This is a genomic window from Pseudomonas sp. B21-031 (assembly GCF_024748985.1).
GTDB classification, from domain to species: domain Bacteria; phylum Pseudomonadota; class Gammaproteobacteria; order Pseudomonadales; family Pseudomonadaceae; genus Aquipseudomonas; species Aquipseudomonas kermanshahensis.
This window is the reverse complement of sequence record NZ_CP087181.1, coordinates 5,717,245-5,739,387: the sequence shown is the minus strand read 5'-3', so window position 1 is coordinate 5,739,387 and position 22,143 is coordinate 5,717,245. Positions and strand designations below refer to the sequence as shown.

The following is a 22,143-nucleotide window of genomic DNA, read 5'->3' as shown; positions in this document are numbered from 1 at the left end:
GGGCTTGTGGTTGTCTGTACCGGCCCTTTCGCGGGTGAACCCGCTCCCACAGGTGCTACGCAGGATTCAGCATTTGCACAGTCCCTGTGGGAGCGGGTTCACCCGCGAAGAGGCCCGCACCAGCGCCGAAAATACTCGAGTGATCTCCATCAGTGATGTTTGCTGAACCCTGGACTACGCTGACAGTCGCATCTCACAAATCATTTGTGCGCAAGCTAGGAGCCTGCATGAGGGTGACGCGTCCACTGGTGCTGGCAGGCCTGAGTGTGCTGTACATGCTCACCGGCTGTAGCAAGGAAGAAACCCCCGAGACGCTGCCTCGGGTCGGTGTGCAACAGGTCCAGCCTACCGATTTCGCTGCCAGGGTGACCCTGACCGGCGACGTACAAGCGCGGGTGCAAACCGACTTGTCGTTCCGCGTGGGCGGCAAGATCATTTCGCGCAGCGTCGATGTGGGCGATCACGTCAAGGCCAACCAGGTACTGGCACGGCTGGACCCGAAAGACCTGCAGAACAACGTCGACTCGGCCAAGGCCGAGGTGTTCGCCGCCCAAGCGCGCGTGACGCAGACGGCCGCGGCTTTCGTGCGTCAGCAAAAGCTGCTGCCTAAAGGCTATACCAGCCAGAGCGAGTACGACTCCGCCGAAGCCGCGTTGCGTAGCAACCAGAGCGCGCTCAAGGCCGCCCAGGCGCAGTTGGCCAATGCCAATGAACAGCTGAGCTACACCGCGCTGGTGTCCGAAGCCGCCGGCGTGATCACCGAGCGCCAGGCCGAGGTCGGCCAAGTGGTGCAGGCGACCATGCCGATCTTCGGCTTCGCCCGCGATGGCGACCGTGATGCAGTGTTCAACGTGTATGAATCGTTGCTGGTGGCACCGCCAAGCGATGAGGGGGTGATCGTGAAGCTGCTCGATGACCCCAACGTCCAGGCGCAAGGCTTCGTTCGCGAAGTGACGCCAACCGTTTCAGCCCAAAGTGGCACGGTGCAGGTCAAGGTCGGCCTGCGCAACGTGCCGCCCGGCATGCAGCTGGGCTCACCGGTGACGGCCACTGCCAATACCCAGGGGCGCTCCAGCATCGAGCTGCCCTGGTCGGCTTTGACCAAGGCCCTGCATGAGCCCGCCGTCTGGGTGGTGGGCGAGGGCGACAAGGTGGAACTGCGCAAGGTTGAAGTGGCGCGCTACCTCACCGGCAAGGTCGTGGTCGCCAACGGCCTCAAAGGCGGCGAGACCGTGGTGGTCAATGGCGGGCAATTGCTGCACCCCGGCATGCAGGTGGAAAAAATCGATGAAAAGGCTGCGGGGGATGCGCCATGAAGCGCTTGCTGTTATTGCTCCCGGTCGGGCTGTTGCTGGTTGCTTGCAGCTCTGAGGAAGAAGCGGTCGAGCCCGTTCGGCCGGTGCTTTCGGTGAAGGTCGAACCGCAGGTGCAAGCGCAACTCGGGCGCTTTGCCGGCAGCATTCAGGCGCGCTTCGAGAGCACCTTGGGCTTTCGCGTGTCCGGGCGTATTGCCCGGCGTTGGCTTGATGTGGGGGCGCAGGTGAAGCCTGGAGACACACTGGCTACCCTCGACCCCACCGATCAGCAGAACCAGTTGCGCGCCGCTGAAGGCGACCTGGCCAAGGTCCAGGCGCAGTGGATAAACGCCCAGGCCGACGCGCGCCGTCAGCAGCAGCTGTACGACCGCGGTGTCGGTGCCCAGGCCCAGCTGGACATTGCCCAGACCAACCTGAAAACCACCGGTGCGGCGCTGGAGCAGGCACGCTCTGCGGTCAGCCAGGCGCGTGACCAGCTTGATTACAGCACCCTGCGCACGGACCACGCGGCAGTGATCACTGCCTGGCAGGCCGAAGCTGGGCAAACGGTAACGGCGGGCCAGGCTGTCGTGACCCTGGCCCGGCCAGACGTCAAGGAAGCCGTGATCGACCTGCCGATCGGCGTGGGCGAGCAACTCGACAAGGGCCTCACCTTCACCGTGGCCTCGCAGCTCGACCCCAGCATCAACACCACGGCCTCGTTGCGCGAGCTGGAGCCGCAAGCCGACGCCACCACGCGCACCCGACGTGCGCGCCTGACCCTGGCCAGCACGCCGGCCGCCTTCCACCTTGGCACCGCGATCAGCGTGAGCCTGAGTTCTGCGGTCACGCCGCGCAGTGAACTGCCCCTGAGCGCCTTGCTCGAGCGTGACGGCAAGACCCAGGTGTGGGTGATCGACACGCAGCAGAAAACCGTGGCGACCCGGGATGTCGCCTTGATCGACCGCACCCGCGAACACATCGTCATCGCCTCTGGCGTGCAGCCAGGCGAGCGCGTGGTGACCGCCGGCGTCAACAGCCTCAAGCCTGGCCAGAAGGTCACCTTCGACGAGGATGCGCAATGAAAGGAAGCTTCAACCTGTCCGAATGGGCACTCAAGCATCAATCGTTCGTCTGGTACCTGATGTTCGTCGGCTTGCTGATGGGGATTTTTTCCTACTTCAACCTGGGCCGTGAGGAAGACCCGTCGTTCACCATCAAGACCATGGTCATCCAGACCCGCTGGCCCGGTGCGACCCAGGACGAGACCCTGTACCAAGTCACCGACCGCATCGAGAAGAAGCTCGAAGAACTGGACTCGCTCGACTACACCAAAAGCTACACCCGCCCGGGCGAGTCAACGGTTTACGTGTACCTGCGCGACACCACCAAGGCCAAGGACATCCCGGACATCTGGTACCAGGTGCGCAAGAAGATCCAGGACATCCGCGGCCAGTTCCCCGAGGGCATCCAGGGCCCGGCGTTCAACGACGAATTCGGTGATGTGTTCGGTTCGATCTATGCCTTCACCTCCGACGGCCTGACCTTGCGGCAACTGCGGGACTACGTGGAGCAGGCCCGTGCCGAAGTGCGCGAAGTGCCCAATATCGGCAAGATCGAGCTAATCGGCACCCAGGACGAAGTGCTGTACCTGAACTTCTCCACCCGCAAACTGGCGGCCCTGGGTATCGACCAGCGCCAGGTCATGCAGGCGCTGCAATCGCAGAACGCGGTGACCCCGGCAGGGGTAATCGAAGCCGGCCCCGAACGTATTTCGGTACGGACCACCGGCCAGTTCGCCTCTGAAAAGGACCTGGAAACGGTCAACCTGAGGATCAATGACCGCTTCTTCCGCCTCGCCGACATTGCCGATATCGAGCGCGGCTACGTCGACCCGCCGTCACCGATGTTCCGCTATAACGGCCAGACCGCCCTTGGCCTGGCCATCGGCATGAAGGCGGGCGGTAACATCCAGGTGTTCGGCGCCGCGCTGAAGAAGAAGATGGACAGTGTGATCACCGACTTGCCGGTGGGGGTGGGGGTGCACACCGTGTCCGACCAGGCCGTGGTGGTCAAACAGGCGGTGGGTGGCTTTACCAGCGCACTCTTCGAGGCCGTGGTGATCGTGCTGGCGGTGAGCTTCGTCAGCCTCGGCGTGCGTGCCGGGCTGGTGGTGGCCTGCTCGATCCCGCTGGTGCTGGCCATGGTCTTCGTGTTCATGGAGTACAGCGGCATCACCATGCAACGGATCTCGCTGGGCGCCTTGATCATCGCCCTGGGCCTGCTGGTGGACGATGCGATGATCACCGTGGAGGTGATGGTCACACGCCTGGAAATGGGCGAGAGCAAAGAGCAGGCCGCGACCTTTGCCTACACCTCGACGGCATTCCCGATGCTGACCGGTACCCTGGTGACGGTGGCCGGCTTCGTGCCGATCGGGCTCAACGCCAGTTCGGCAGGTGAGTACACCTACACACTGTTCGCGGTGATCGCCGTGGCGCTGATCGTGTCGTGGGTGGTGGCGGTGTTCTTCGCCCCGGTGCTGGGCGTGCATATCCTCAGCAGCAAGGTCAAAGCCCACGAGGCCGAACCCGGGCGCGTGGGCCGGGCATTCGAGGGCGGCCTGCTGTGGTGCATGCGCAACCGCTGGCTGACCATCATTGGCACCGTGCTGCTGTTCGCGCTGGCGATATTCTGCGAGCGCTTCGTGCAGAACCAGTTTTTCCCATCATCCGACCGGCCCGAAATCCTGGTCGACCTCAACCTGCCGCAAAACGCCTCGATCGAAGAGACCCGTAAAGTCGTCGACCGGCTGGAGGCCAGGATCAAGGACGACCCGGACCTGGTGCGCTGGAGCACCTACATTGGCCAGGGCGCGATTCGCTTCTACCTGCCCCTCGACCAACAATTGCAGAACCCCTACTACGCGCAGTTGGTGATCGTCAGCAAAGGCTTCGAAGAGCGCCAGGGCATGATGGATCGCCTGCAGAAACTGCTGCGCGAAGAGTTCGTCGGCATCGGCACCAACGTGCAATCGCTGGAGATGGGCCCGCCGGTGGGCCGGCCGATCCAGTACCGGGTCAGCGGCCAGGACATCGACCAGGTGCGCAAGCACGCCATCGAGCTCGCCACCTTGCTCGATGCCAACGAGCACATCGGCGAGATGATCTACGACTGGAACGAGCCGGGTAAAGTGCTGCGCATCGAGATTGCCCAAGACAAAGCGCGTCAGCTGGGGCTGTCGTCCGAAGACGTGGCCAACGTGATGAACAGCATCGTCACCGGCGTGCCGATTACCCAGGTCAACGACAACATCTACCTGGTCAACGTGGTCGCCCGCGCCGAAGACAGCGAGCGTGGCTCGCCCGATACCTTGCAGAACCTGCAGATCCTCACCCCTAATGGCACCTCGATTCCGCTGCTGGCCTTCGCCACGGTGCGTTACGAGCTGGAACAGCCGTTGGTCTGGCGGCGTGATCGCAAGCCGACCATTACCATCAAGGCGTCGGTCAATGGTGACATCCAGCCCACCGACCTGGTGGCCCAGCTCAAGCCCAAGATCGATGAGTTCGCCAGCAAACTACCGGTCGGCTTCGAGGTGGCGACCGGCGGTACGGTGGAGGAGAGCGCCAAGGCACAAGGGCCGATCCGCAAGGTCATTCCGTTGATGCTGTTCCTCATGGCGACCTTCCTGATGATCCAGCTGCACAGCGTGCAGAAGCTGTTCCTGGTGGTCAGCGTGGCGCCGTTGGGCTTGATCGGGGTGGTGCTGGCATTGGTGCCTACGGGTACGCCGATGGGCTTTGTGGCCATTCTCGGGATTCTGGCCCTGGCCGGTATCATCATTCGTAACTCGGTGATCCTGGTGACCCAGATCGATGAGTTTGAGGCGCAGGGGTTGTCACCGTGGGATGCGGTGGTGGAGGCCACCAACCACCGACGGCGGCCGATCTTGCTGACGGCGGCCGCGGCCAGCTTGGGCATGATCCCGATTGCCCGTGAGGTGTTCTGGGGGCCGATGGCCTACGCCATGATTGGCGGGATCATCGTGGCCACCTTGCTGACGCTGCTGTTTTTGCCGGCGCTGTATGTGGCCTGGTACAAAATCCGCGAGCCAGAAAAACAATCATCCTGACAACACCTGCCGTTGTAGGAGCAGCCTTGTGCTGCGAAGCGGCCGGTACAGCCATCCGTATTTGAGGGTGAATGTACCGGCCGCTTCGCAGCACAAGGCTGCTCCTACAGGGGAAATGTGTGGCTTGTAAAAAAGGTTATATAAACATTCTTAAACAGTATTTTTAAGAATATCCCCGCCTCACTACTATTGCCCTCAAGCCAGGCGCAAATCCCCTTCAAACCTCTGCCCGGCACCCTCACTCCAAGGAGAACGAGCATGAGTGCATCTCTGCGTAGCATCGACGGTCAGGACGAAGCCACCATTCTGCGTGAGATCCAGAGCGCCCTGCGCGATCTGCGTTTCGGTGCGGTGGAGATTACCGTGCACAACGCTCAGGTCGTCCAGATCGAGCGCAAGGAGAAGTTCCGCCTGCAACAGCCCGGCAACAAGACCGGCTGATCGCGCCACACCTTTAAAACTAGAAAAATGCCAATCGGGAGCTTCACCATGTCCATCCGCCGTTATGCGCTCGCCGCCCTGGCCAGTGCTGTTTTTGCCGGTTCCGCAATCGCCAAGGACTACGAACTGCTGAACGTGTCCTATGACCCGACCCGTGAGTTGTACCAACAGTACAACGCCGAATTCATCAAGCACTGGCAGCAGTCCCACCCGGACGACAAGGTGAAGATCCAGCAATCCCACGGTGGCTCGGGCAAACAGGGCCGCGCTGTAATCGATGGCCTGCGCGCCGACGTGGTGACCCTGGCCCTGGCCGGCGACATTGACGAAATCGCCAAGCTCGGCAAGACCCTGCCGGACAACTGGCAGACCCGCCTGCCGGACGCCAGCACCCCGTACACCTCGACCATCGTGTTCCTGGTGCGCAAGGGCAACCCGAAAGGTATCAAGGACTGGGGCGACCTGATCAAGAAAGACGTCTCGGTCATCACCCCGAACCCGAAAACCTCTGGCGGCGCCCGCTGGAACTTCCTCGCCGCCTGGGCCTATGGCCTGAAGACCGGCGGTAGCGAAGACAAGGCCAAGGCTTACGTGCAGGAGCTGTTCAAGCACGTGCCGGTGCTCGATACCGGCGCCCGTGGCTCGACCATCACCTTCGTCAACAACGGCCAGGGCGACGTCCTGCTGGCCTGGGAAAACGAAGCCTTCCTGGCGCTGAAGGAAGACGGTGGCGCAGACAAGTTCGAAATCGTCGTGCCGTCGCTGTCGATCCTGGCCGAGCCACCGGTGGCCGTGGTCGACAAGAACGCCGAGAAGAAGGGCAATACCGCGATTGCCACCGAATACCTCAAGCACCTGTACAGCCCGGCTGGCCAGAAGATCGCCGCCGAGAACTTCTACCGCCCACGTGACGAGAAGGTCGCTGCCGAATTCGGCAAGCAATTCCCGAAACTGGACCTGGTCACCATCGACAAGGACTTCGGTGGCTGGAAGACTGCACAACCCAAATTCTTCAATGATGGCGGTGTGTTCGACCAGATCTATCAGGCACAGTAACGGCCGAGGAAAAGCGGGGCCGCATTGCGGCCCATCGCAGGCAAGCCAGCTCCTACAGGAATCGCGCAGCTCTCAGGCCTGTGGTAATCCTGTGGGAGCTGGCTTGCCTGCGATGGGCAGCAAAGCAGCCCCGGGGTTCAGAGTCTTGCACTGGCCCGGGATTAATTCCGGGCTTCGTGCGTTCAACCAGGGATATTTATGTCACGTCGCATTTCCCCCGTCATACCCGGCTTCGGGCTGACGCTGGGTTACACCTTGGTGTACCTCAGCCTGATTGTGCTGATTCCGCTGGCGGCCATGTTCATCCATGCCTCGCAGCTGACCTGGGAGCAGTTCTGGAACATCATCAGCGCGCCGCGGGTCATCGCCGCGCTCAAGCTGAGTTTCGGCACCGCCCTGTTCGCCGCCATCATCAACGGTGTGATCGGTACGCTGCTGGCCTGGGTACTGGTGCGCTACACCTTCCCCGGGCGCAAGATCATCGACGCGATGATCGACCTGCCGTTCGCCCTGCCTACCGCCGTGGCCGGTATCGCCTTGACAGCCCTGTACGCCCCGGCGGGCTGGGTTGGCCAGTTCGCTACCGACCTGGGCTTCAAGATCGCCTACACACCGCTTGGCATCACCTTGGCGCTGACCTTCGTGACCCTGCCGTTCGTGGTGCGCACAGTGCAGCCAGTGTTGGCCGACATCCCGCGTGAAGTCGAAGAAGCCGCCGCCTGCCTGGGCGCAAAACCGCTGCAGGTGTTCCGCCACATCCTGGCCCCGGCACTGCTGCCTGCCTGGCTGACCGGCTTTGCCCTGGCCTTCGCCCGTGGGGTGGGTGAGTATGGTTCGGTGATCTTCATTGCCGGCAACATGCCGATGAAGACCGAGATCCTGCCGCTGCTGATCATGGTCAAGCTCGACCAATACGACTACACCGGCGCGACTGCCATCGGCGTGTTGATGCTGGTGGTTTCCTTCATCCTGCTGCTGCTGATCAACCTGCTGCAGCGCCGCATCGAAACCCCTTGAAGGAGGCCGGCTATGTCTAGTTCATCCCTGAGCGCTACCGCCGCCGCCAATGCCGCCCGCCGCGGCAGCGCCACCTCGCGGCGCATCCTGATCGGCCTTGGCTGGCTGGTGTTCGCGCTGTTCTTGCTGCTGCCGCTGGTGATCGTGGTATCGCAGGCGCTGAAAAACGGTTTCGGCACTTTCTTCGAGGCGATCTTCGAGCCCGACGCCTTGTCGGCGCTCAAGCTCACCCTGTTTGCCGTGGCCATCTCGGTGCCGCTGAACCTGGTGTTTGGCGTCAGCGCGGCGTGGTGCGTGAGCAAGTACACCTTCCGTGGCAAGAGCGTGCTGGTGACCCTGATCGACCTGCCGTTCTCGGTCTCGCCGGTGATCGCGGGCCTGGTCTACGTGCTGATGTTCGGCGCGCAGGGCCTGTTCGGCCCCTGGCTGCAGGACCATGACATCCAGATTGTGTTCGCGCTGCCGGGCATCGTCCTGGCGACGATCTTCGTCACCGTGCCATTCGTTGCCCGTGAACTGATCCCGCTGATGCAAGAGCAGGGCACCCAGGAAGAAGAGGCCGCGCGCCTGCTGGGCGCCAATGGCTGGCAGATGTTCTGGCATGTGACCCTGCCCAACATCAAATGGGGCCTGATCTACGGCGTGGTGCTGTGTACGGCGCGGGCGATGGGTGAGTTCGGCGCGGTGTCGGTGGTGTCCGGCCATATCCGCGGCGTCACCAACACCTTGCCGCTGCACGTGGAGATCCTCTACAACGAGTACAACCACGTCGCGGCCTTCAGCGTGGCCAGCCTGTTGCTGATCCTGGCGCTCTTCATCCTGCTGCTCAAGCAGTGGAGCGAGAACCGTATTAACCGCCTGCGCCATAGCGCTGCGGAGGAATAATTCATGTCGATCGAAGTTCGTAACGTCAGCAAGCGCTTCAACAGCTTCCAGGCCCTGGACAACATCAACCTGGATATCCACAGCGGTGAGCTGGTGGCCTTGCTCGGCCCGTCCGGCTGCGGCAAGACCACCCTGCTGCGCATCATTGCCGGCCTGGAAACGCCGGATGATGGCAGCATCGTGTTCCACGGCGAGGATGTGTCTGGCCACGACGTGCGTGATCGCAACGTCGGCTTCGTGTTCCAGCACTACGCGTTGTTCCGCCACATGAGCGTGTTCGACAACGTCGCCTTCGGCCTGCGCATGAAGCCCAAGGGCGAGCGCCCGAGCGAAAGCAAAATTGCCGAAAAGGTGCATGAGCTGCTGAACATGGTCCAGCTCGACTGGCTCTCCGACCGCTACCCCGAGCAGCTTTCCGGTGGCCAGCGCCAGCGTATCGCCCTGGCCCGCGCCTTGGCGGTAGAGCCCAAGGTGCTGTTGCTCGACGAGCCGTTCGGTGCCCTGGATGCCAAGGTGCGTAAAGAGCTGCGCCGCTGGCTGGCGCGCCTGCACGAAGATATCAACCTGACGTCGGTGTTCGTCACCCATGACCAGGAAGAGGCCATGGAAGTCGCAGACCGCATCGTGGTGATGAACAAGGGTGTGATCGAGCAGATCGGCTCGCCGGGTGAAGTGTACGAGCAGCCGGCCAACGACTTTGTCTACCACTTCCTCGGCGACTCCAACCGCCTGGCCTTGAGCGAAGGCCACCACGTGCTGTTCCGCCCGCACGAAGTGTCACTGTCGCGCCATGAAACCGAAGGCCACCATGCCGCCGAGGTGCGCGATATCCGCCCGCTGGGCGCGACCACCCGGGTGACCTTGAAGGTGGAAGGGCAGAGCGAGCTGATCGAGGCCGAAGTGGTCAAGGACCATGACAGCCTGACCGGCCTGGCGCGCGGTGAGACGCTGTTCTTCAGGCCGAAGGTGTGGCAGAAGGTGGCGGATATCTAAGCTACCCCAGCGTATGGAACCCGGGCTCTGTCCCGGGTTTTTATTGCCGGGTGGATTGCTGGGGCTGCTTGGCACCCCTTCGCAGCACAATGCTGCACCGCGATTCCCTGTAGGAGCAGCCTTGTGCTGCGAATCGAGGGCGCAGCCCTCGCAGCAATCTCATGCCTTACGCGAATATTTTGCATGCCTACAAAGCATCGCTAATTGCCCTCCTGCCCACAGCCCGCGAAATCCGTGGCTTTCACACGACAGCTCAAAAACAATATTCAATTAAGTTCTAACTATAATTTTAAACATTACTTTAAGAGATAAGCCTCTGGCCCCGATGATTCAGCCACACACCTGAATCGAGACCCCAGGAGTTTGATCAATGGGTAATGTCCAGACGGCCGTCAGAGCCTACGACCAGCCATGGCGCCCGGCACCGGGCGACCTGGTCGAGCTCGGACGCACGCTTCGTCTTCCGCTTGGCCAGCAGCGCCTGCAACGCACGCCTGCCAGCGGCCTCAAGCGCCGCGACAAGCTGGCGTTGGCGTTGCTGGTACTGGCGCTGCACGGCGCCGCCGCCTACTGGGTCAGCCAGGCACCGACGCCTGAGCTGCCCGTGGTGCCGCCGCAGGTGCCACCCATGACCATCGAGTTCGCCGCCCCTGCGCCGCCCGTGGTCGAGCCGCCACCCCCGGCACCCGCGCCGCCGGTGGTCGAGCCACCGCCGCCGCCACCGGTAGTCGACGAGCTGGCCGCGAAGCCCAAACCGAAGCCAAAACCGATCCCTAAACCTGTGGTCAAGCAGGCGCCCAAGCCGCAGCCGAAACCGGTCGAGGCACCGCCACCGGCACCTGTTGCAGCCCCGGCACCGCCAGCCCCTGCGCCACCCGCGCCGGCGCCGGTGACACCGGCTTCAGCCAACGCCGCGTACCTCAAAAACCCGGCGCCGGAGTACCCGCAGATGGCCCAGCGCCGCGGCTGGGAAGGCACCGTGCTGTTGCGCGTCGAGGTCTTGCCCAGTGGCAAGCCGGGGCAGATCCAGGTCCAGAAGAGCAGTGGCCGCGATGCCTTGGACGCCGCTGCGCTGGCCGCGGTCAAGCGCTGGAGCTTCGTCCCCGCCAAGCAGGGCGACGTGGCTCAGACCGGCTGGGTCAGCGTGCCAATCGACTTCAAGCTTCGCTAACGCATTTCACAGAATCAGCAGAACATAGGAAGACATCATCATGAGCCTGTTGGCATCCCCCCTCGAATCCGTTGAAAGCGCAGTCATCTGGCTGCTGGTTGGTTTCTCTGTCGTCACCTGGGGCCTGGCCCTGGTCAAGGTCGTGCAGTTTGTGCGGCTGAAGAACCAGGACAAACGCTTCCACCAGCAATTCTGGGCAGCCTCCAGCCTGGACTCGGCTGCCGAAATCAGCCATGAGCTGCCTGGCCCAGCCGCCCGCGTTGCGCAGTCCGGTTATGCCGCTATTGCCGTCGGCGATACCACCCAGGCCAACGACCTGAGCCACGCCATCAACCACCAGGACCGCCTCGAACGTGCCCTGCGCCAGCAGATCGTCCGCGAGCGCCGTTCGCTGGAAACCGGCCTGGCGGTGGTCGCCAGTATCGGCAGTACCTCGCCCTTCATCGGCTTGTTTGGCACCGTGTGGGGCATCATGGAAGCGCTCAAGGGCATCAGTGCGGCAGGTTCCGCCAGCCTTGAGACCGTGGCCGGGCCGATCGGCGCGGCACTGGTGGCCACGGGGGTGGGTATCGCTGTCGCGGTGCCAGCGGTGCTGGTTTACAACTACTTCCTGCGCCGCCTCAAGCTGACCGCAGCGGACCTGGACGACTTCGCCCATGACTTCTACAGCCTGGCGCAGAAGAGTGCCTTCCGGGTACTGGTGCACCCTGCCGTGCACAAAGCCCAGGCCGGTTTCACCCAGCCGGTGAAGGAGGCGTCCTGATATGGCCTTTTCGACCCAGGACAGCGACGAAGTCCTCAGCGAAATCAACGTCACGCCGTTGGTGGACGTCATGCTGGTGCTGCTGGTGGTGTTCATCGTCACTGCGCCGCTGCTGACCAACGCCATCCCCATCAACCTGCCCAAGACCGAGGCAGTGGCACCGGTGGAGCAGAAAGACCCGCTGGTGGTGAGCATCGACGGGGCTGGCAAGTTGTTCATCAACAAGGACGAGATCCAGCCGGACCTGCTGGAGACCAACCTCAAGGCGGCCAAGGCTAAGGATGCGGAAGTCCGTGTGCAGTTGCAGGCCGATGATGGCGTGAACTACGGCGAAGTGGCGCGGGCCATGGCGGCGATTGAACGTGCGGGGATCAGCAAACTGGCGGTGATAACCGCGCGCTGATTTTGGCAATCCTCTTCAGGCAAGTGACGCTCTTTGAGCGCTTATGGGCCACATCTCTTGGCAGGGGTTGGCCCTTTTTTTTGGGCCTGATGGATAGGTGATGGGCTACAAGGTGTTCGCCGGTGAATGTTTAGCGCCTGGTAGATCGAGCGCCGCCCGCGCGGCGCTTCGCAGCACAAGGCTGCTCCTACATCTGTTTCGGGCCAATTATTCCTGAGGCATGGGCGCGCGGCCCTTCGGTGGCTGACACGATATCGAGTCGGACCAACAAGGCGGTCGCGCGCAAAATGGCACAGGCCTCACTGGCCCGAAACAGATGTAGGAGCAGCCTTGTGCTGCGAAGCGCCGCGCGGGCGGCGCTCGATCTGCGCCCCACCGCCCCCCCAAGCCAGGCCCCCTGTGGCCATCCCCCATCCTCGCAACAATCGCTTCGCCCCCCCAGCACAAATTCATTTAAGTTATTAACAAATAGCTTCTTATTCCTTTACGAATATAACTCCCTCCCTATACTGGTCTCCAAGCACGCAAACTTACTGGAGGCGTCCCCATGCGCAATGAGTCGATTCGTTACCTGATTGTGCCGGGCTGGCAAGGATTGCCAGACAACCATTGGCAGAGTCACTGGCAGCGCACCCTGCCCAACAGCGCCCGGGTCGAGCAGCACGACTGGCTGACCCCGCAGCGGCGCGATTGGGTGCAGGCGCTGGAGCAGGCGATTGCCGCCGAACGCTCGCCGGTGATTCTCATCGCACACAGCCTGGGCTGCGTCACGGTCGCTCACTGGGCCGCCGAGGCCAGCCCGGCGTTGCTGCGTCAGGTACGTGGCGCATTGCTGGTGGCGCCGGCGGATGTCGAGCGGCCGACCTGCGCGCCAGCATTGCGCAACTTCGCGCCGATTCCGATGCAGGCGTTGCCGTTCCCAAGCCAGGTGGTCAGCTCCGACAACGACCCGGCGGTAAGCGTGCCGCGCGCGCTGCACCTGGCCCAGGCCTGGGGGGCCGAAGCGGGCTTGCTGACCAACGCCGGGCACATCAACGTCAAGTCCGGCCACGAGCGTTGGGAACAAGGCTTCGCCTACCTGTACCGCTTGCAGAGCCGGGTGGAGCAACGCGCACTGCGCCGCGCCTGATCGCCTACTGATTACCGTTTGCCTGACGCCCGGCCACCGAAGGCCTGGGGCGGGAGTTTTTCATGACTTTTCAAAACCCGTTTGGCCAGCCGCTGCTGACCTTTCCCGAGTTGGACAAGAGCCCACTGAGCATTCGTGCCAAGGCCCTGGTGTTCATCGACCCGCGCTCGCAACAGCTGCGCGAAGACCTCGAACGCCTGGCGCCGCAGCCCTTGCCGGTGTTGATTCGTGGCGAGACCGGCACCGGCAAGGAGTTGCTGGCACGGCAGATTCACCGCGCCAGTGACCGCGCCGGGCTGTTCGTCTCGGTCAACTGCGCGGCCATCAGCCCGACCTACGCCGACGCCGAGTTGTTCGGCTACAGCGCCGGTACCCACGGCGGCACCGCCAGCAGCCGCGCCGGCTGGTTCGGCTCGGCCAACGGCGGCACGCTGTACTTGGACGAGATTGCCGACTTGCCGCTGGAGATTCAGGGCAAGCTGCTGGCCGCGCTGGAAAACCGTGAAGTGACGCGCGTCGGCGCGCAGCAGCCCCAGCCTGTGGATGTGCGCCTGGTAGCGGCGACCAGCATCGACCTGGCGCGGGTGGTGAAGGCCGGCAGGTTCAATGAGCGCTTGTACCAATACCTGCGTGAGGGGGCGCTGGAGCTGCCGCCGTTGCGCGAGCGACGTGGCGATATCCTGCCGCTGGCCGAGTACTTCGTGGGTATCTACACCGCCCGCCTGCAGCGCTCGGTGCCGCTGATCAGCGACGCCGCCCAGCAGGTGCTGGAAGCCCATGCCTGGCCCGGCAACACCCGCGAGCTGGAGAACGTCATTCACTTCGCCTTGCTGGTCAATGACAGCGAAGAGATCCAGCCGGAAGACCTCGACCTGGCCAACCCTGCGCGCTAGACAGCGCTCATAAGCAAAGGCGGTGATGGCAGTTTGTTTTTGGAATAAGCAGCTAATTAAAAGATATTGTTGCGGCATAAGAAATCTCGGTATTGTCCGCTTCACGCTCACCCGACACGGGGCAGGGCACACGACTTCGCCATCGCCGATGGCCCAGATTCAGAATAAGGACCACCATGAAGAAGACCCTGCTGACCACCGCCCTGGCCGCTGCCCTGTCGTTCGCCGGCCTGGCCAACGCCGCCGAGAAACTGGTGGTTGCCGCCACCCCGGTGCCGCATGCCGAGATCCTCGAGCTGATCAAACCGACCCTCGCCAAAGAAGGTGTGGACCTGCAGATCAAGGTCTTCACCGACTACGTGCAGCCGAACGTGCAGGTTGACCAGAAACGCCTGGACGCCAACTACTTCCAGACCCTGCCGTACCTGCAAAACTTCAACGAAGGCAAGGGCACCCACCTGGAAACCGTGGTCGGTGTACACGTCGAACCGTTCGGTGGCTACTCGAAGAAGGTCAAGAACCTGAGCGAGCTCAAAGAAGGCGCCACCGTTGCTATCCCTAACGAAGGCAGCAACAGCGGCCGCGCCCTGCTGCTGTTGCAGAAGGCTGGCCTGATTACCCTGAAAGACCCGAAAAACGCCCTGGCCACCCCGAAAGACATCGCCGAGAACCCGAAGAAACTGAAGTTCCGCGAGCTGGAATCGGCCATGCTGCCGCGTGTGCTGGATCAGGTTGACCTGGACATGATCAACACCAACTACGCCTTGGAAGCTGGCCTGAACCCGGCCAAGGACGCGCTGGTGATCGAAGGCGCCGACTCGCCGTACGTCAACTTCCTGGTTGCCCGCCCGGACAACAAGGACAGCGACGCTATCCAGAAACTGGCCAAAGCCCTGACCAGCCCGGAAGTGAAAGCGTTCATCGCCAAGAAATACAGCGGTGCCGTGCTGCCGGCGTTCTGATCCGTTCGTAGCCCCGCGCCTGAAAACGCCGACGCCATTGCGTCGGCGTTTTTGTTGGTGCGCGTGATGCAATCCTTTGTAGGAGCGGCCGCGTTAGTCCGTACAACGTGGCAGGGTTGATCGTGCAACCAGGACGCTTTGCGGCCCACTCTGGGCAAACCCCGCGCCCGGTAGGAGCAGCCTTGTGCTGCGAAGAGGCCCGTGACAGCACCGAAATTCACAGTGCTTTCCCCGGCCTCTTCGCAGCGCAAGGCTGCTCCTACTCTTCAGGAATCAGCCTGAGCGTACTCTGCGCTGGAATCACCCCCATCTGCGCCCGTTGGTACTGCCCTTCGATGTACCCCGCAGCCTGATCCGAATAGTGCTTATCAAACGGCACCCCGCTTTGCCCGACCGGGTTACTGGTCAAGGCCTGCCCGGCATCGGCAAAGTCGATCAGCCTGCGTGTCGAAGGCCCATACGTCACCGGCCAAGGTGCCGGTCCGATTTTCGCCGACAGGTTGTTGGGCACCTCATGCGTGCCAGGCGCCGCGAACGGGCCGACGTTGAACAGCAGGTTCAGCGGCTTCTTCACGCCAAGCGGATGGTTATGGGTCAGGGTATGGGCTTTGCCCCATTGCCAACTGGCCGGGTCGCTGCCCAGGGTGTCTCGCAGGTGCTTCACGCTTTTTTGCCAGGCGATGCGCACGATCGCAGTGCGGTCGGTGCGTTCGTTTGCTCCCCGCGTGCTCCACCAGGGCGACTCGGCATCGGCGGCCAAACGAGGCAACGCGGCATCGATGGCGCGGGTGCTGATCAGCACCGGGAACCAGGTGTCGCCCAGTTCGTCATGCAGGGCCGCGAACGCCAGTTCATACAGGAACTGGTTGAACAGCGTGGCGCTGATCGAGTCCAGGGGGTAGTCACCGCTCCAGGCGGCCAGTTGCTCGACCAGCTCCTTCTCCTCGTCCCCCTCGGCCACTGTGCGCAGCGTCGCCAGCAGCGGTGCAAGGGTGCGTGGGCCATGGTCGCTGGCGGTGTCCAGCTGCAGGGCCTGGCTGTTCTGGGTATCCCACTTCACGTCAGGGTTGGCCAGATGGCGGTCGAGCTGGCGGCCACGGTCCGGCAGGTTGTAGTAACCCGGCACGGGCACGGCCGAGGGCGGCTGGTAGTTGGCCGACACGATGTAGCCGCGTGCGGGGTTTTCTTGCTGCGGGTTGGCGCTGAAGGGGTAGAAACCGAGCTTGTCTGCCTGCGGGCTGGCGCCATCGAGGATGAATGTCGGGTTGACCCCCGCCGGGCGGATCGGCAGTTGTGCCGCAGCCCACCAGCCGATATCACCACGGGCATTGGCCCAGACAAAGTTCAGCCCAGGCGCCTGAACCTTGGCGGCCGCCTCGCGCATCTTGCCCAGGGTGTCGGCGCGGTTGAGCTGGTAGAACCCGTCGAGGATCGGGTTTTCGGTTTCCAGAAACGCCCACCACATGGCCACTGGCGTGGTCCCGGCGGTAGCGCCCAATACCTCGTTGACGATCGGGCCGTGGGGCGAGCGGCGCAGGCTGAGGGTGACGGGCGCCTCGCCTTTGACGGCGAGGGTTTGCTCGGTTTTTTCCAAGGTTTGCCAGGTACCGTCGATCATCACCTGGTCGGTGTTTTCGGGGTTGGTCCGTTCGGCGATCAGGTCGACGTCATCGTTCTGGAACATCGTCAGGCTCCAGCCGAAGTCGCGGTTGTGGCCGAGCAGCGCGAAGGGGTTCAGTGCCTGGAAGTAGCCATACAGGTTGAACCCAGGGGCCGACAATTCGGCCTCGTACCACACCGCCGGTACCGCGAAGCTGATGTGTGGGTCACCGGCCAGTAGCGGCTTGCCGCTGCGGGTGCGGTTGCCGGCGACGGCCCAGGCGTTGCTGCCTTCGAATTGCGGGATACCCGCGTCGCTTAGAGCGTCGCGGCTGAGCCGGGCAAGTGCCTCCAGGCTGCGCCAGTCGGCGGCCGCCAACGGCGCGGCCAGGGCGCCTTCGGGTTGCCAGCCGAGGTCGAAGATGCTCAGGTACTGCGGGCCGAGCTGGTCGCGAATATAGGTGAGCGCGGGCTCGGTGCGGAACGCGGCGGCGAAGCTGTAGGCCAGGTAACCGGCGATGCTCAGGGTGTCTTCGGCGGTGAACGGGCGAGGGGTGATGCCCAGCAGGTCGAACTCGATCGGCTTGGGGTGGCTGGCCTGCCAGCTGTTGATGCCCTCCAGGTAGGCTTGCAGGGCCTGCCAGGCGGGTGATTGGCGGTCCTGCCGCTGCACCATCAGCGTCGCTTGGTCGCGGATACGCAAGCTGCGAAACAGGGTGTCGGTGGGCACGAGTTTTTCGCCCAGCACTTCGGCCAACTCACCGCGCGCCAGGCGGCGCATGATCTCCATCTGGAACAACCGGTCCTGGGCGTGCACGTAGCCGAGGGCGCGGTACAGGTCCTGTTCGTTCTGTGCCTGCAGGTGCGCAACGCCGCGGCTGTCATAGCGCACGCTGACCGGCGCCTGCAGGCCGGCGATCGCCACTTCGCCCTCGCGTTGCGGCAGCTTGCCGTGCACGTACCCGTATCCGGCGCCAGCGGCCACGGCGATTACCACGGCCAACAGGGTCAGGCTGCGCTTCATCGAGACTCCTTGTGCATTCGAGCGAAAACTGTGGTCCGATCATCGACGGATTCGCGCACAGAGCATAGCCCTCGAAAGGAGTTTCCATGTCCCTCAGCGAAAAACAGAAAATGCTCGCAGGCCAGCTCTACCATGCCGGCTGCCCCGAGCTGCAGGCCGAGCAAATTGCCAACAAGCACTGGATGCAGCGCTACAACAGCAGTTTCGAGCTGCTCAACGACGCACGTCACGGCCTGCTCGCCGAGCACTTCGGCCAGGCCGGCGAAGGCACGGTGATCCGCCCGCCGTTCTATTGCGACTATGGCTACAACATCAGCATTGGCCGCAACACCTTCATCAACTTCAACTGCGTGATCCTCGACGTGCTGCCGGTGCGCATCGGCGACGATTGCCAGATTGGCCCGGCAGTGCAGATCTACACCGCCGACCACCCACTCGACCCTGAGCTGCGGCGCACCGGGCAGGAAAGCGGCCGGCCGGTGACGATTGGCAACAATGTGTGGATTGGTGGCGGGGCGATCATCCTGCCGGGGGTGACCCTGGGCGACAACGCGGTGGTCGGCGCGGGCAGCGTGGTCACCCGCGATGTGCCAGCGGGTGCGGTGGTGGTCGGTAACCCGGCGCGCGTGCGTCAGCCGGCCCAGGGGCAATAGCAACCCACCGCCAAGGTGTTGGAGGCCGTCACCAGGCGGTTATCGATCAACGCCTTGAGGATCGGTTCGATGAAACTGTGGCTGGCGTTGCACACCGCCCCTTCGCTGTAAGGCCCGAAATAGGCGAGGTGGCCTTGTCGGTCCCATATGGCCACGGCCGGGGAGGCGGGCAGGTGCTCGCTGCCGGGCAGGCTGGCGAGGGGCTTGAGAGCGCTGAGGTTCGTGGGCAACTGGCCGTGGCTGCCGGGTTTTTGCAGCACATGGAAGCTGACGCCGTCGCCTGCGAAGTGACTGACCAGGTCGGCCAGGTGCTGCTGGTTGCCGACATTGCACGGGCAGGCCGGGTCCCAGAAGTGCACCACACGGATCGGGCCGGGGCCGGCCAGCTCTGCGGGCAGGCGCAGTTGGCTGCCGTCGAACAGGGTGGCCTGGTTGTCGAACGGGCGCAGGTAACGGGACTGGAAGGTGGTGTAGGCCAGCCAGAGAATGCCAACGCCAACCAGTAGGGCGATTGCCGTGCACGATGTTTTGATGATTCGGCTATTCATGAGCAGTCATTGGCCCTTTTTGGGAGCGGCCTTGTGTCGCGAAAGGACCGCGCAGCGGTCCCGGCATTTCTGCGATAGCGCTGAAACCGGGGGCCGCTTGGCGGCCCTTTCGCGACACAAGGCCGCTCCCACAATTTGATAGGTGTTGGTTGTTCGAGGGTGAGCAAGCTTGCCACGACGCCAGCTAGAGCTGAATATCACAGATCAATACTCGCTTCGCTCTGGATGTACCCGATGCCCGCCGCTTTGCTCCCCGACCTTCTGCGTGCCAGCCTCGCGCCCTTGACCGATCGCCAGCCGTTGTCGGCGCAGGGGCGCGATTACCAGCATTTTTATGGCCTGGATCTGCCCGTGCACAGTTGGCTGGGTGGCTTCCAGGCGGCCGGGTTCGAGTTGGTCGGGCAAGTCTGGCTGCCGCCGCAGCCGGTGGCCACGGTGTTCCTGCTGCATGGCTATTACGACCACATGGGCCTTTACCGGCATGTGATCGAGTGGGCACTGGGCCAGGGTTATGCAGTGATCAGCTGTGACCTGCCCGGCCATGGCCTTTCCAGCGGTGAGCGGGCCAGCATCAGCGACTTTTCGCTGTATCAGCAGGTGCTCGATGCACTCTTCGAGCAAGCGCGCAGGCTGGACCTGCCGCGGCCTTGGCATTTGTGCGGGCAAAGCACGGGCGGCGCCATCGTGGTCGACCACCTGTTGCACCGGGGCGAGCAAAGCCCGGCCGATGGGCAGGTGATCCTGCTCGCGCCGCTGGTGCGGCCCTGCTCCTGGCGTTGGTCGAAGTTCAGCTATTGCGTGCTGCGCCATTTCGTCAACGGCATCGAACGGCGCTTCAGCGAAAACACCAACGACCCGGCCTTCCTGACGTTTTTGCAAGCCGACCCCCTGCAACCGCGTCGTTTACCCACGGCCTGGGTTGGCGCACTGATCGCCTGGGTCAAGCGCATAGAAGCCGCGCCACGCAGCACACGGCGGCCCTTGATCGTGCAGGGTGAGGCGGACGGCACGGTGGACTGGCCCTACAACCTCGAGGTGCTCAAGGCCAAGTTCACTGAGCCGCAAATACTCATGCTGCCCGAGGCGCGGCACCACCTGGCCAATGAACTGCCCGGCATTCGCCAGCGCTACTTCACCTTCATCGACCAGCGCCTGGGCTGATCACTTGAGGTCGGCAGCACTCTGGCCGACCGCCAGGCCGGCGCGCACGGCAGCCAGTGCCGCCTGGTAATACGCCTTGCCCTCAGGCGATTCAGCGAAGTTGGCGAATTGTTCCAGCTCGGCGTCGGACAAGTCGCGGTACACGTACAGCAGCGTATTGTTGAGGTCTTCGCCGATCTGGCCCATCAGGCGTTGGCGCTGGCCATCGAGCAGGCTCTGGGCCTGGCCGCCGCCAAACAGGCCGGGGATCATCGAACTGAGGCTGTCGGCGGCGACGCCGGCAATCGCCAGGCTGACCTCTGCACCGGCCTCGCGGGCGGGCAACGCCTGGGCCAAGTGGCCGATAAGCAACAGGCGGTCGTCACTGGCCTGGACCTTCGGCAGGCCTTTGGCGTTTTTGGCCAACTGGTCCTTGCGCGTGGCCTGCAGTTCGGCAGCCACCACCTTGCGGCCCAGCGGCGACTTGAAGAAGGCCAGCGCTGGCGCAGGGTTGCTCAGGGTTGCGCGCAGTTTCGCCTGGGCACGGCGGTCCACGGCCTGGGCCTGGAAGCGCTGATTGCTGTTGTTGACCAGCGCTTGGTAGACGGCAGGCGGCAGGCTGTTGCGATAGCGTTCCTGGGCGGCGCTCAGGGCATCGTTGAAGTGGGCGCGCTGGTCGGGCCAGCCGGCGGCCTTGTACAGTTGATCCAGGCTGTCTGCCCAGACAGGCATGGTGCAGATCATCAGCAGAATCAGGGAAAACAGACGGCGCATTCAGGACTCCTGTCGGCAGGCTGCCATTGTCCTTGGCCCAGCGTCGGTTTGTCGAGATATCAGCGCGCTTCTCGGCCAAGTGGCGCTGTGCGAGTGCAAGGCTAATGGATATGATGCGCGCCATGCACATCTCCCCTGAACACCCGATGCTTGCGGCCGTCGTTGACGATCTGGCCACCCATGGCTGGTCCCAGCAGGCGCTCTTTTTGCCTGCCGACCTGGTGCGCGCGCTGGCGGCCGAGTGCCGGCGCCGTGACGCCGAAGGCGAGCTCAACCCGGCAGGGGTTGGGCGCGGGGCTTCACAGGAGATCCGCGAGGCGATCCGCGGTGATCAGATTCAGTGGATCGACCCCGGCCAGGCCGCTGCCTGCGACCAGTACCTGGCGGCCATGGACCAGCTGCGCCTGGCCATCAACCAGGGGCTGTTCCTGGGCCTTGAAGATTTCGAATGCCATTTCGCCCTGTACCCGCCGGGCGCGTTCTATCGCCGCCATCTGGACCGCTTTCGTGACGATGACCGGCGCATGGTCTCGGCAGTGCTCTATTTGAACGAAGACTGGCAGCCGCAGGATGGTGGCCAGCTGCGCATGTTCCTGGCGCAGGGTGTCGAGCACGATGTGCAGCCCGTGGCCGGATGCCTGGTGGTGTTCCTGTCGGGCGATGTGCCCCATGAGGTATTGCCAGCCGGGCGTGAGCGCCTGTCGTTGACTGGCTGGTTCCGGCGCCGTGGCAATGACCTGTTCTGAGTTGCCCAAGGTGCTGGTCAGCGCGTGCCTGCTGGGCCAGCCGGTGCGCTATGACGGCCGCGCCAGTGGCCATCCGGATGTGTTGCAAGCCTGGCAGGCGGCGGGGCGGGTAGTGCCCTTGTGCCCGGAAGTGGCCGGTGGCTTGCCCACACCGCGACCGCCTGCGGAGATCCCTGGCGGGCAGGGCAGTGCGGTGCTCGATGGCCAGGCACAGGTGCTGACGGTGACGGGTGAGGACGTCAGCGACGCGTTTCTGGCCGGTGCTCAGCGGGCGTTGGCGCTGGTGCGCCGGCACGGGATTCGCGTCGCGGTGCTCAAGTCTGGCAGCCCTTCGTGTGGTAATCGCCTGACCTACGATGGCACCTTCAGCGGCGTGAAGGTGCCGGGGGAGGGCGTGACCACGGCGCTGCTGCGCCGGGAAGGGGTGCTGGTGTTCAGCGAGCTGGAGCTGGATGAAGCACAACAAGCGTTGGCGAACCTGTAGGAGCAGCCTTGTGCTGCGAAGAGGCCGCACCT

General features: G+C 63.5%; 21 protein-coding genes. 18 read left to right on the top strand and 3 right to left on the bottom strand.

What is annotated here, in order from left to right; translation table 11 throughout:
• Positions 1-227 precede the first annotated feature (227 nt).
• The 14 genes from LOY53_RS25585 (at position 228) to LOY53_RS25520 (ending at position 15,143) form a co-directional block, all read left to right on the top strand.
• Positions 228-1,316, top strand: a complete 1,089-nt coding sequence (locus LOY53_RS25585) for an efflux RND transporter periplasmic adaptor subunit (protein WP_027592259.1) — start codon at positions 228-230, stop codon at positions 1,314-1,316.
• Complete coding sequence (locus tag LOY53_RS25580) at positions 1,313-2,380, top strand: efflux RND transporter periplasmic adaptor subunit (RefSeq protein ID WP_085272205.1); 1,068 nt, start codon at positions 1,313-1,315, stop codon at positions 2,378-2,380. The genes LOY53_RS25585 and LOY53_RS25580 overlap by 4 nt, the downstream gene beginning before the upstream one ends.
• Positions 2,377-5,430, top strand: a complete 3,054-nt coding sequence (locus tag LOY53_RS25575) for an efflux RND transporter permease subunit (RefSeq protein ID WP_252826182.1) — start codon at positions 2,377-2,379, stop codon at positions 5,428-5,430. The genes LOY53_RS25580 and LOY53_RS25575 overlap by 4 nt, the downstream gene beginning before the upstream one ends.
• A 258-nt stretch (positions 5,431-5,688) precedes the next feature.
• A complete protein-coding gene (gene oscA / locus LOY53_RS25570; protein WP_003258557.1) occupies positions 5,689-5,871 on the top strand; it encodes a sulfur starvation response protein OscA in 183 nt (60 codons plus the stop codon).
• Positions 5,872-5,919: 48 nt separating this feature from the next.
• Positions 5,920-6,927, top strand: a complete 1,008-nt coding sequence (locus tag LOY53_RS25565) for a sulfate ABC transporter substrate-binding protein (RefSeq protein ID WP_033702118.1) — start codon at positions 5,920-5,922, stop codon at positions 6,925-6,927.
• Between the two features lie 198 nt (positions 6,928-7,125).
• Positions 7,126-7,944 (top strand): sulfate ABC transporter permease subunit CysT, encoded by an 819-nt coding sequence (gene cysT / locus LOY53_RS25560; RefSeq protein WP_012274724.1) that lies wholly within the window; start codon positions 7,126-7,128, stop codon positions 7,942-7,944.
• Positions 7,945-7,956: 12 nt separating this feature from the next.
• Complete coding sequence (cysW, locus tag LOY53_RS25555) at positions 7,957-8,829, top strand: sulfate ABC transporter permease subunit CysW (protein ID WP_027592263.1); 873 nt, start codon at positions 7,957-7,959, stop codon at positions 8,827-8,829.
• Positions 8,830-8,832: 3 nt separating this feature from the next.
• Positions 8,833-9,822, top strand: a complete 990-nt coding sequence (locus LOY53_RS25550) for a sulfate/molybdate ABC transporter ATP-binding protein (RefSeq protein ID WP_027592264.1) — start codon at positions 8,833-8,835, stop codon at positions 9,820-9,822.
• 370 nt (positions 9,823-10,192) lie between these two features.
• Positions 10,193-10,993, top strand: coding sequence for an energy transducer TonB (locus LOY53_RS25545; protein WP_099430731.1), 801 nt, complete (start codon positions 10,193-10,195; stop codon positions 10,991-10,993).
• A gap of 40 nt (positions 10,994-11,033) precedes the next feature.
• Complete coding sequence (locus LOY53_RS25540) at positions 11,034-11,756, top strand: MotA/TolQ/ExbB proton channel family protein (protein WP_099430730.1); 723 nt, start codon at positions 11,034-11,036, stop codon at positions 11,754-11,756.
• Position 11,757: 1 nt separating this feature from the next.
• Positions 11,758-12,159 (top strand): biopolymer transporter ExbD, encoded by a 402-nt coding sequence (locus LOY53_RS25535; RefSeq protein WP_027592267.1) that lies wholly within the window; start codon positions 11,758-11,760, stop codon positions 12,157-12,159.
• Between the two features lie 547 nt (positions 12,160-12,706).
• Positions 12,707-13,288: an alpha/beta hydrolase gene (locus tag LOY53_RS25530; RefSeq protein WP_258703426.1), complete on the top strand. Its 582-nt coding sequence runs from the start codon at positions 12,707-12,709 to the stop codon at positions 13,286-13,288.
• 62 nt (positions 13,289-13,350) lie between these two features.
• Positions 13,351-14,181 carry a sigma 54-interacting transcriptional regulator gene (locus tag LOY53_RS25525; RefSeq protein ID WP_085272209.1) on the top strand — a complete coding sequence of 277 codons (831 nt, stop codon included), beginning with the start codon at positions 13,351-13,353 and terminating at the stop codon, positions 14,179-14,181.
• Positions 14,182-14,357: 176 nt separating this feature from the next.
• Positions 14,358-15,143, top strand: coding sequence for a MetQ/NlpA family ABC transporter substrate-binding protein (locus LOY53_RS25520; RefSeq protein ID WP_099430729.1), 786 nt, complete (start codon positions 14,358-14,360; stop codon positions 15,141-15,143).
• 259 nt (positions 15,144-15,402) lie between these two features.
• Here the strand turns inward: LOY53_RS25520 and LOY53_RS25515 are convergent, their stop codons facing one another.
• Entirely contained in the window at positions 15,403-17,766 is a 2,364-nt protein-coding gene (locus LOY53_RS25515) for a penicillin acylase family protein (protein ID WP_258703425.1), read from the bottom strand.
• Between the two features lie 86 nt (positions 17,767-17,852).
• On the opposite strand from LOY53_RS25515, the gene LOY53_RS25510 reads away from it, so the two are divergent.
• Entirely contained in the window at positions 17,853-18,419 is a 567-nt protein-coding gene (locus tag LOY53_RS25510) for a sugar O-acetyltransferase (RefSeq protein WP_258703424.1), read from the top strand.
• Here LOY53_RS25510 and LOY53_RS25505 read toward each other — a convergent pair.
• Positions 18,398-18,967, bottom strand: a complete 570-nt coding sequence (locus tag LOY53_RS25505; protein ID WP_258703423.1) for a DUF6436 domain-containing protein — start codon at positions 18,965-18,967, stop codon at positions 18,398-18,400. The two genes, LOY53_RS25510 and LOY53_RS25505, sit on opposite strands and share 22 nt — an antisense overlap.
• 234 nt (positions 18,968-19,201) lie before the next feature.
• Between LOY53_RS25505 and LOY53_RS25500 the strand changes: the two genes are divergently transcribed.
• Positions 19,202-20,128, top strand: coding sequence for an alpha/beta hydrolase (locus LOY53_RS25500; protein WP_252826174.1), 927 nt, complete (start codon positions 19,202-19,204; stop codon positions 20,126-20,128).
• Here LOY53_RS25500 and LOY53_RS25495 read toward each other — a convergent pair whose 3' ends face one another.
• On the bottom strand, positions 20,129-20,881 hold the full coding sequence (locus tag LOY53_RS25495; RefSeq protein ID WP_252826172.1) for a DUF2059 domain-containing protein: 753 nt from the start codon (positions 20,879-20,881) through the stop codon (positions 20,129-20,131).
• Positions 20,882-20,994: 113 nt separating this feature from the next.
• Between LOY53_RS25495 and LOY53_RS25490 the strand changes: the two genes are divergently transcribed.
• Positions 20,995-21,627, top strand: a complete 633-nt coding sequence (locus tag LOY53_RS25490; RefSeq protein WP_099455916.1) for a 2OG-Fe(II) oxygenase — start codon at positions 20,995-20,997, stop codon at positions 21,625-21,627.
• Positions 21,614-22,111 (top strand): DUF523 domain-containing protein, encoded by a 498-nt coding sequence (locus LOY53_RS25485; RefSeq protein WP_258703422.1) that lies wholly within the window; start codon positions 21,614-21,616, stop codon positions 22,109-22,111. The genes LOY53_RS25490 and LOY53_RS25485 overlap by 14 nt, the downstream gene beginning before the upstream one ends.
• Positions 22,112-22,143: the final 32 nt, after the last annotated feature.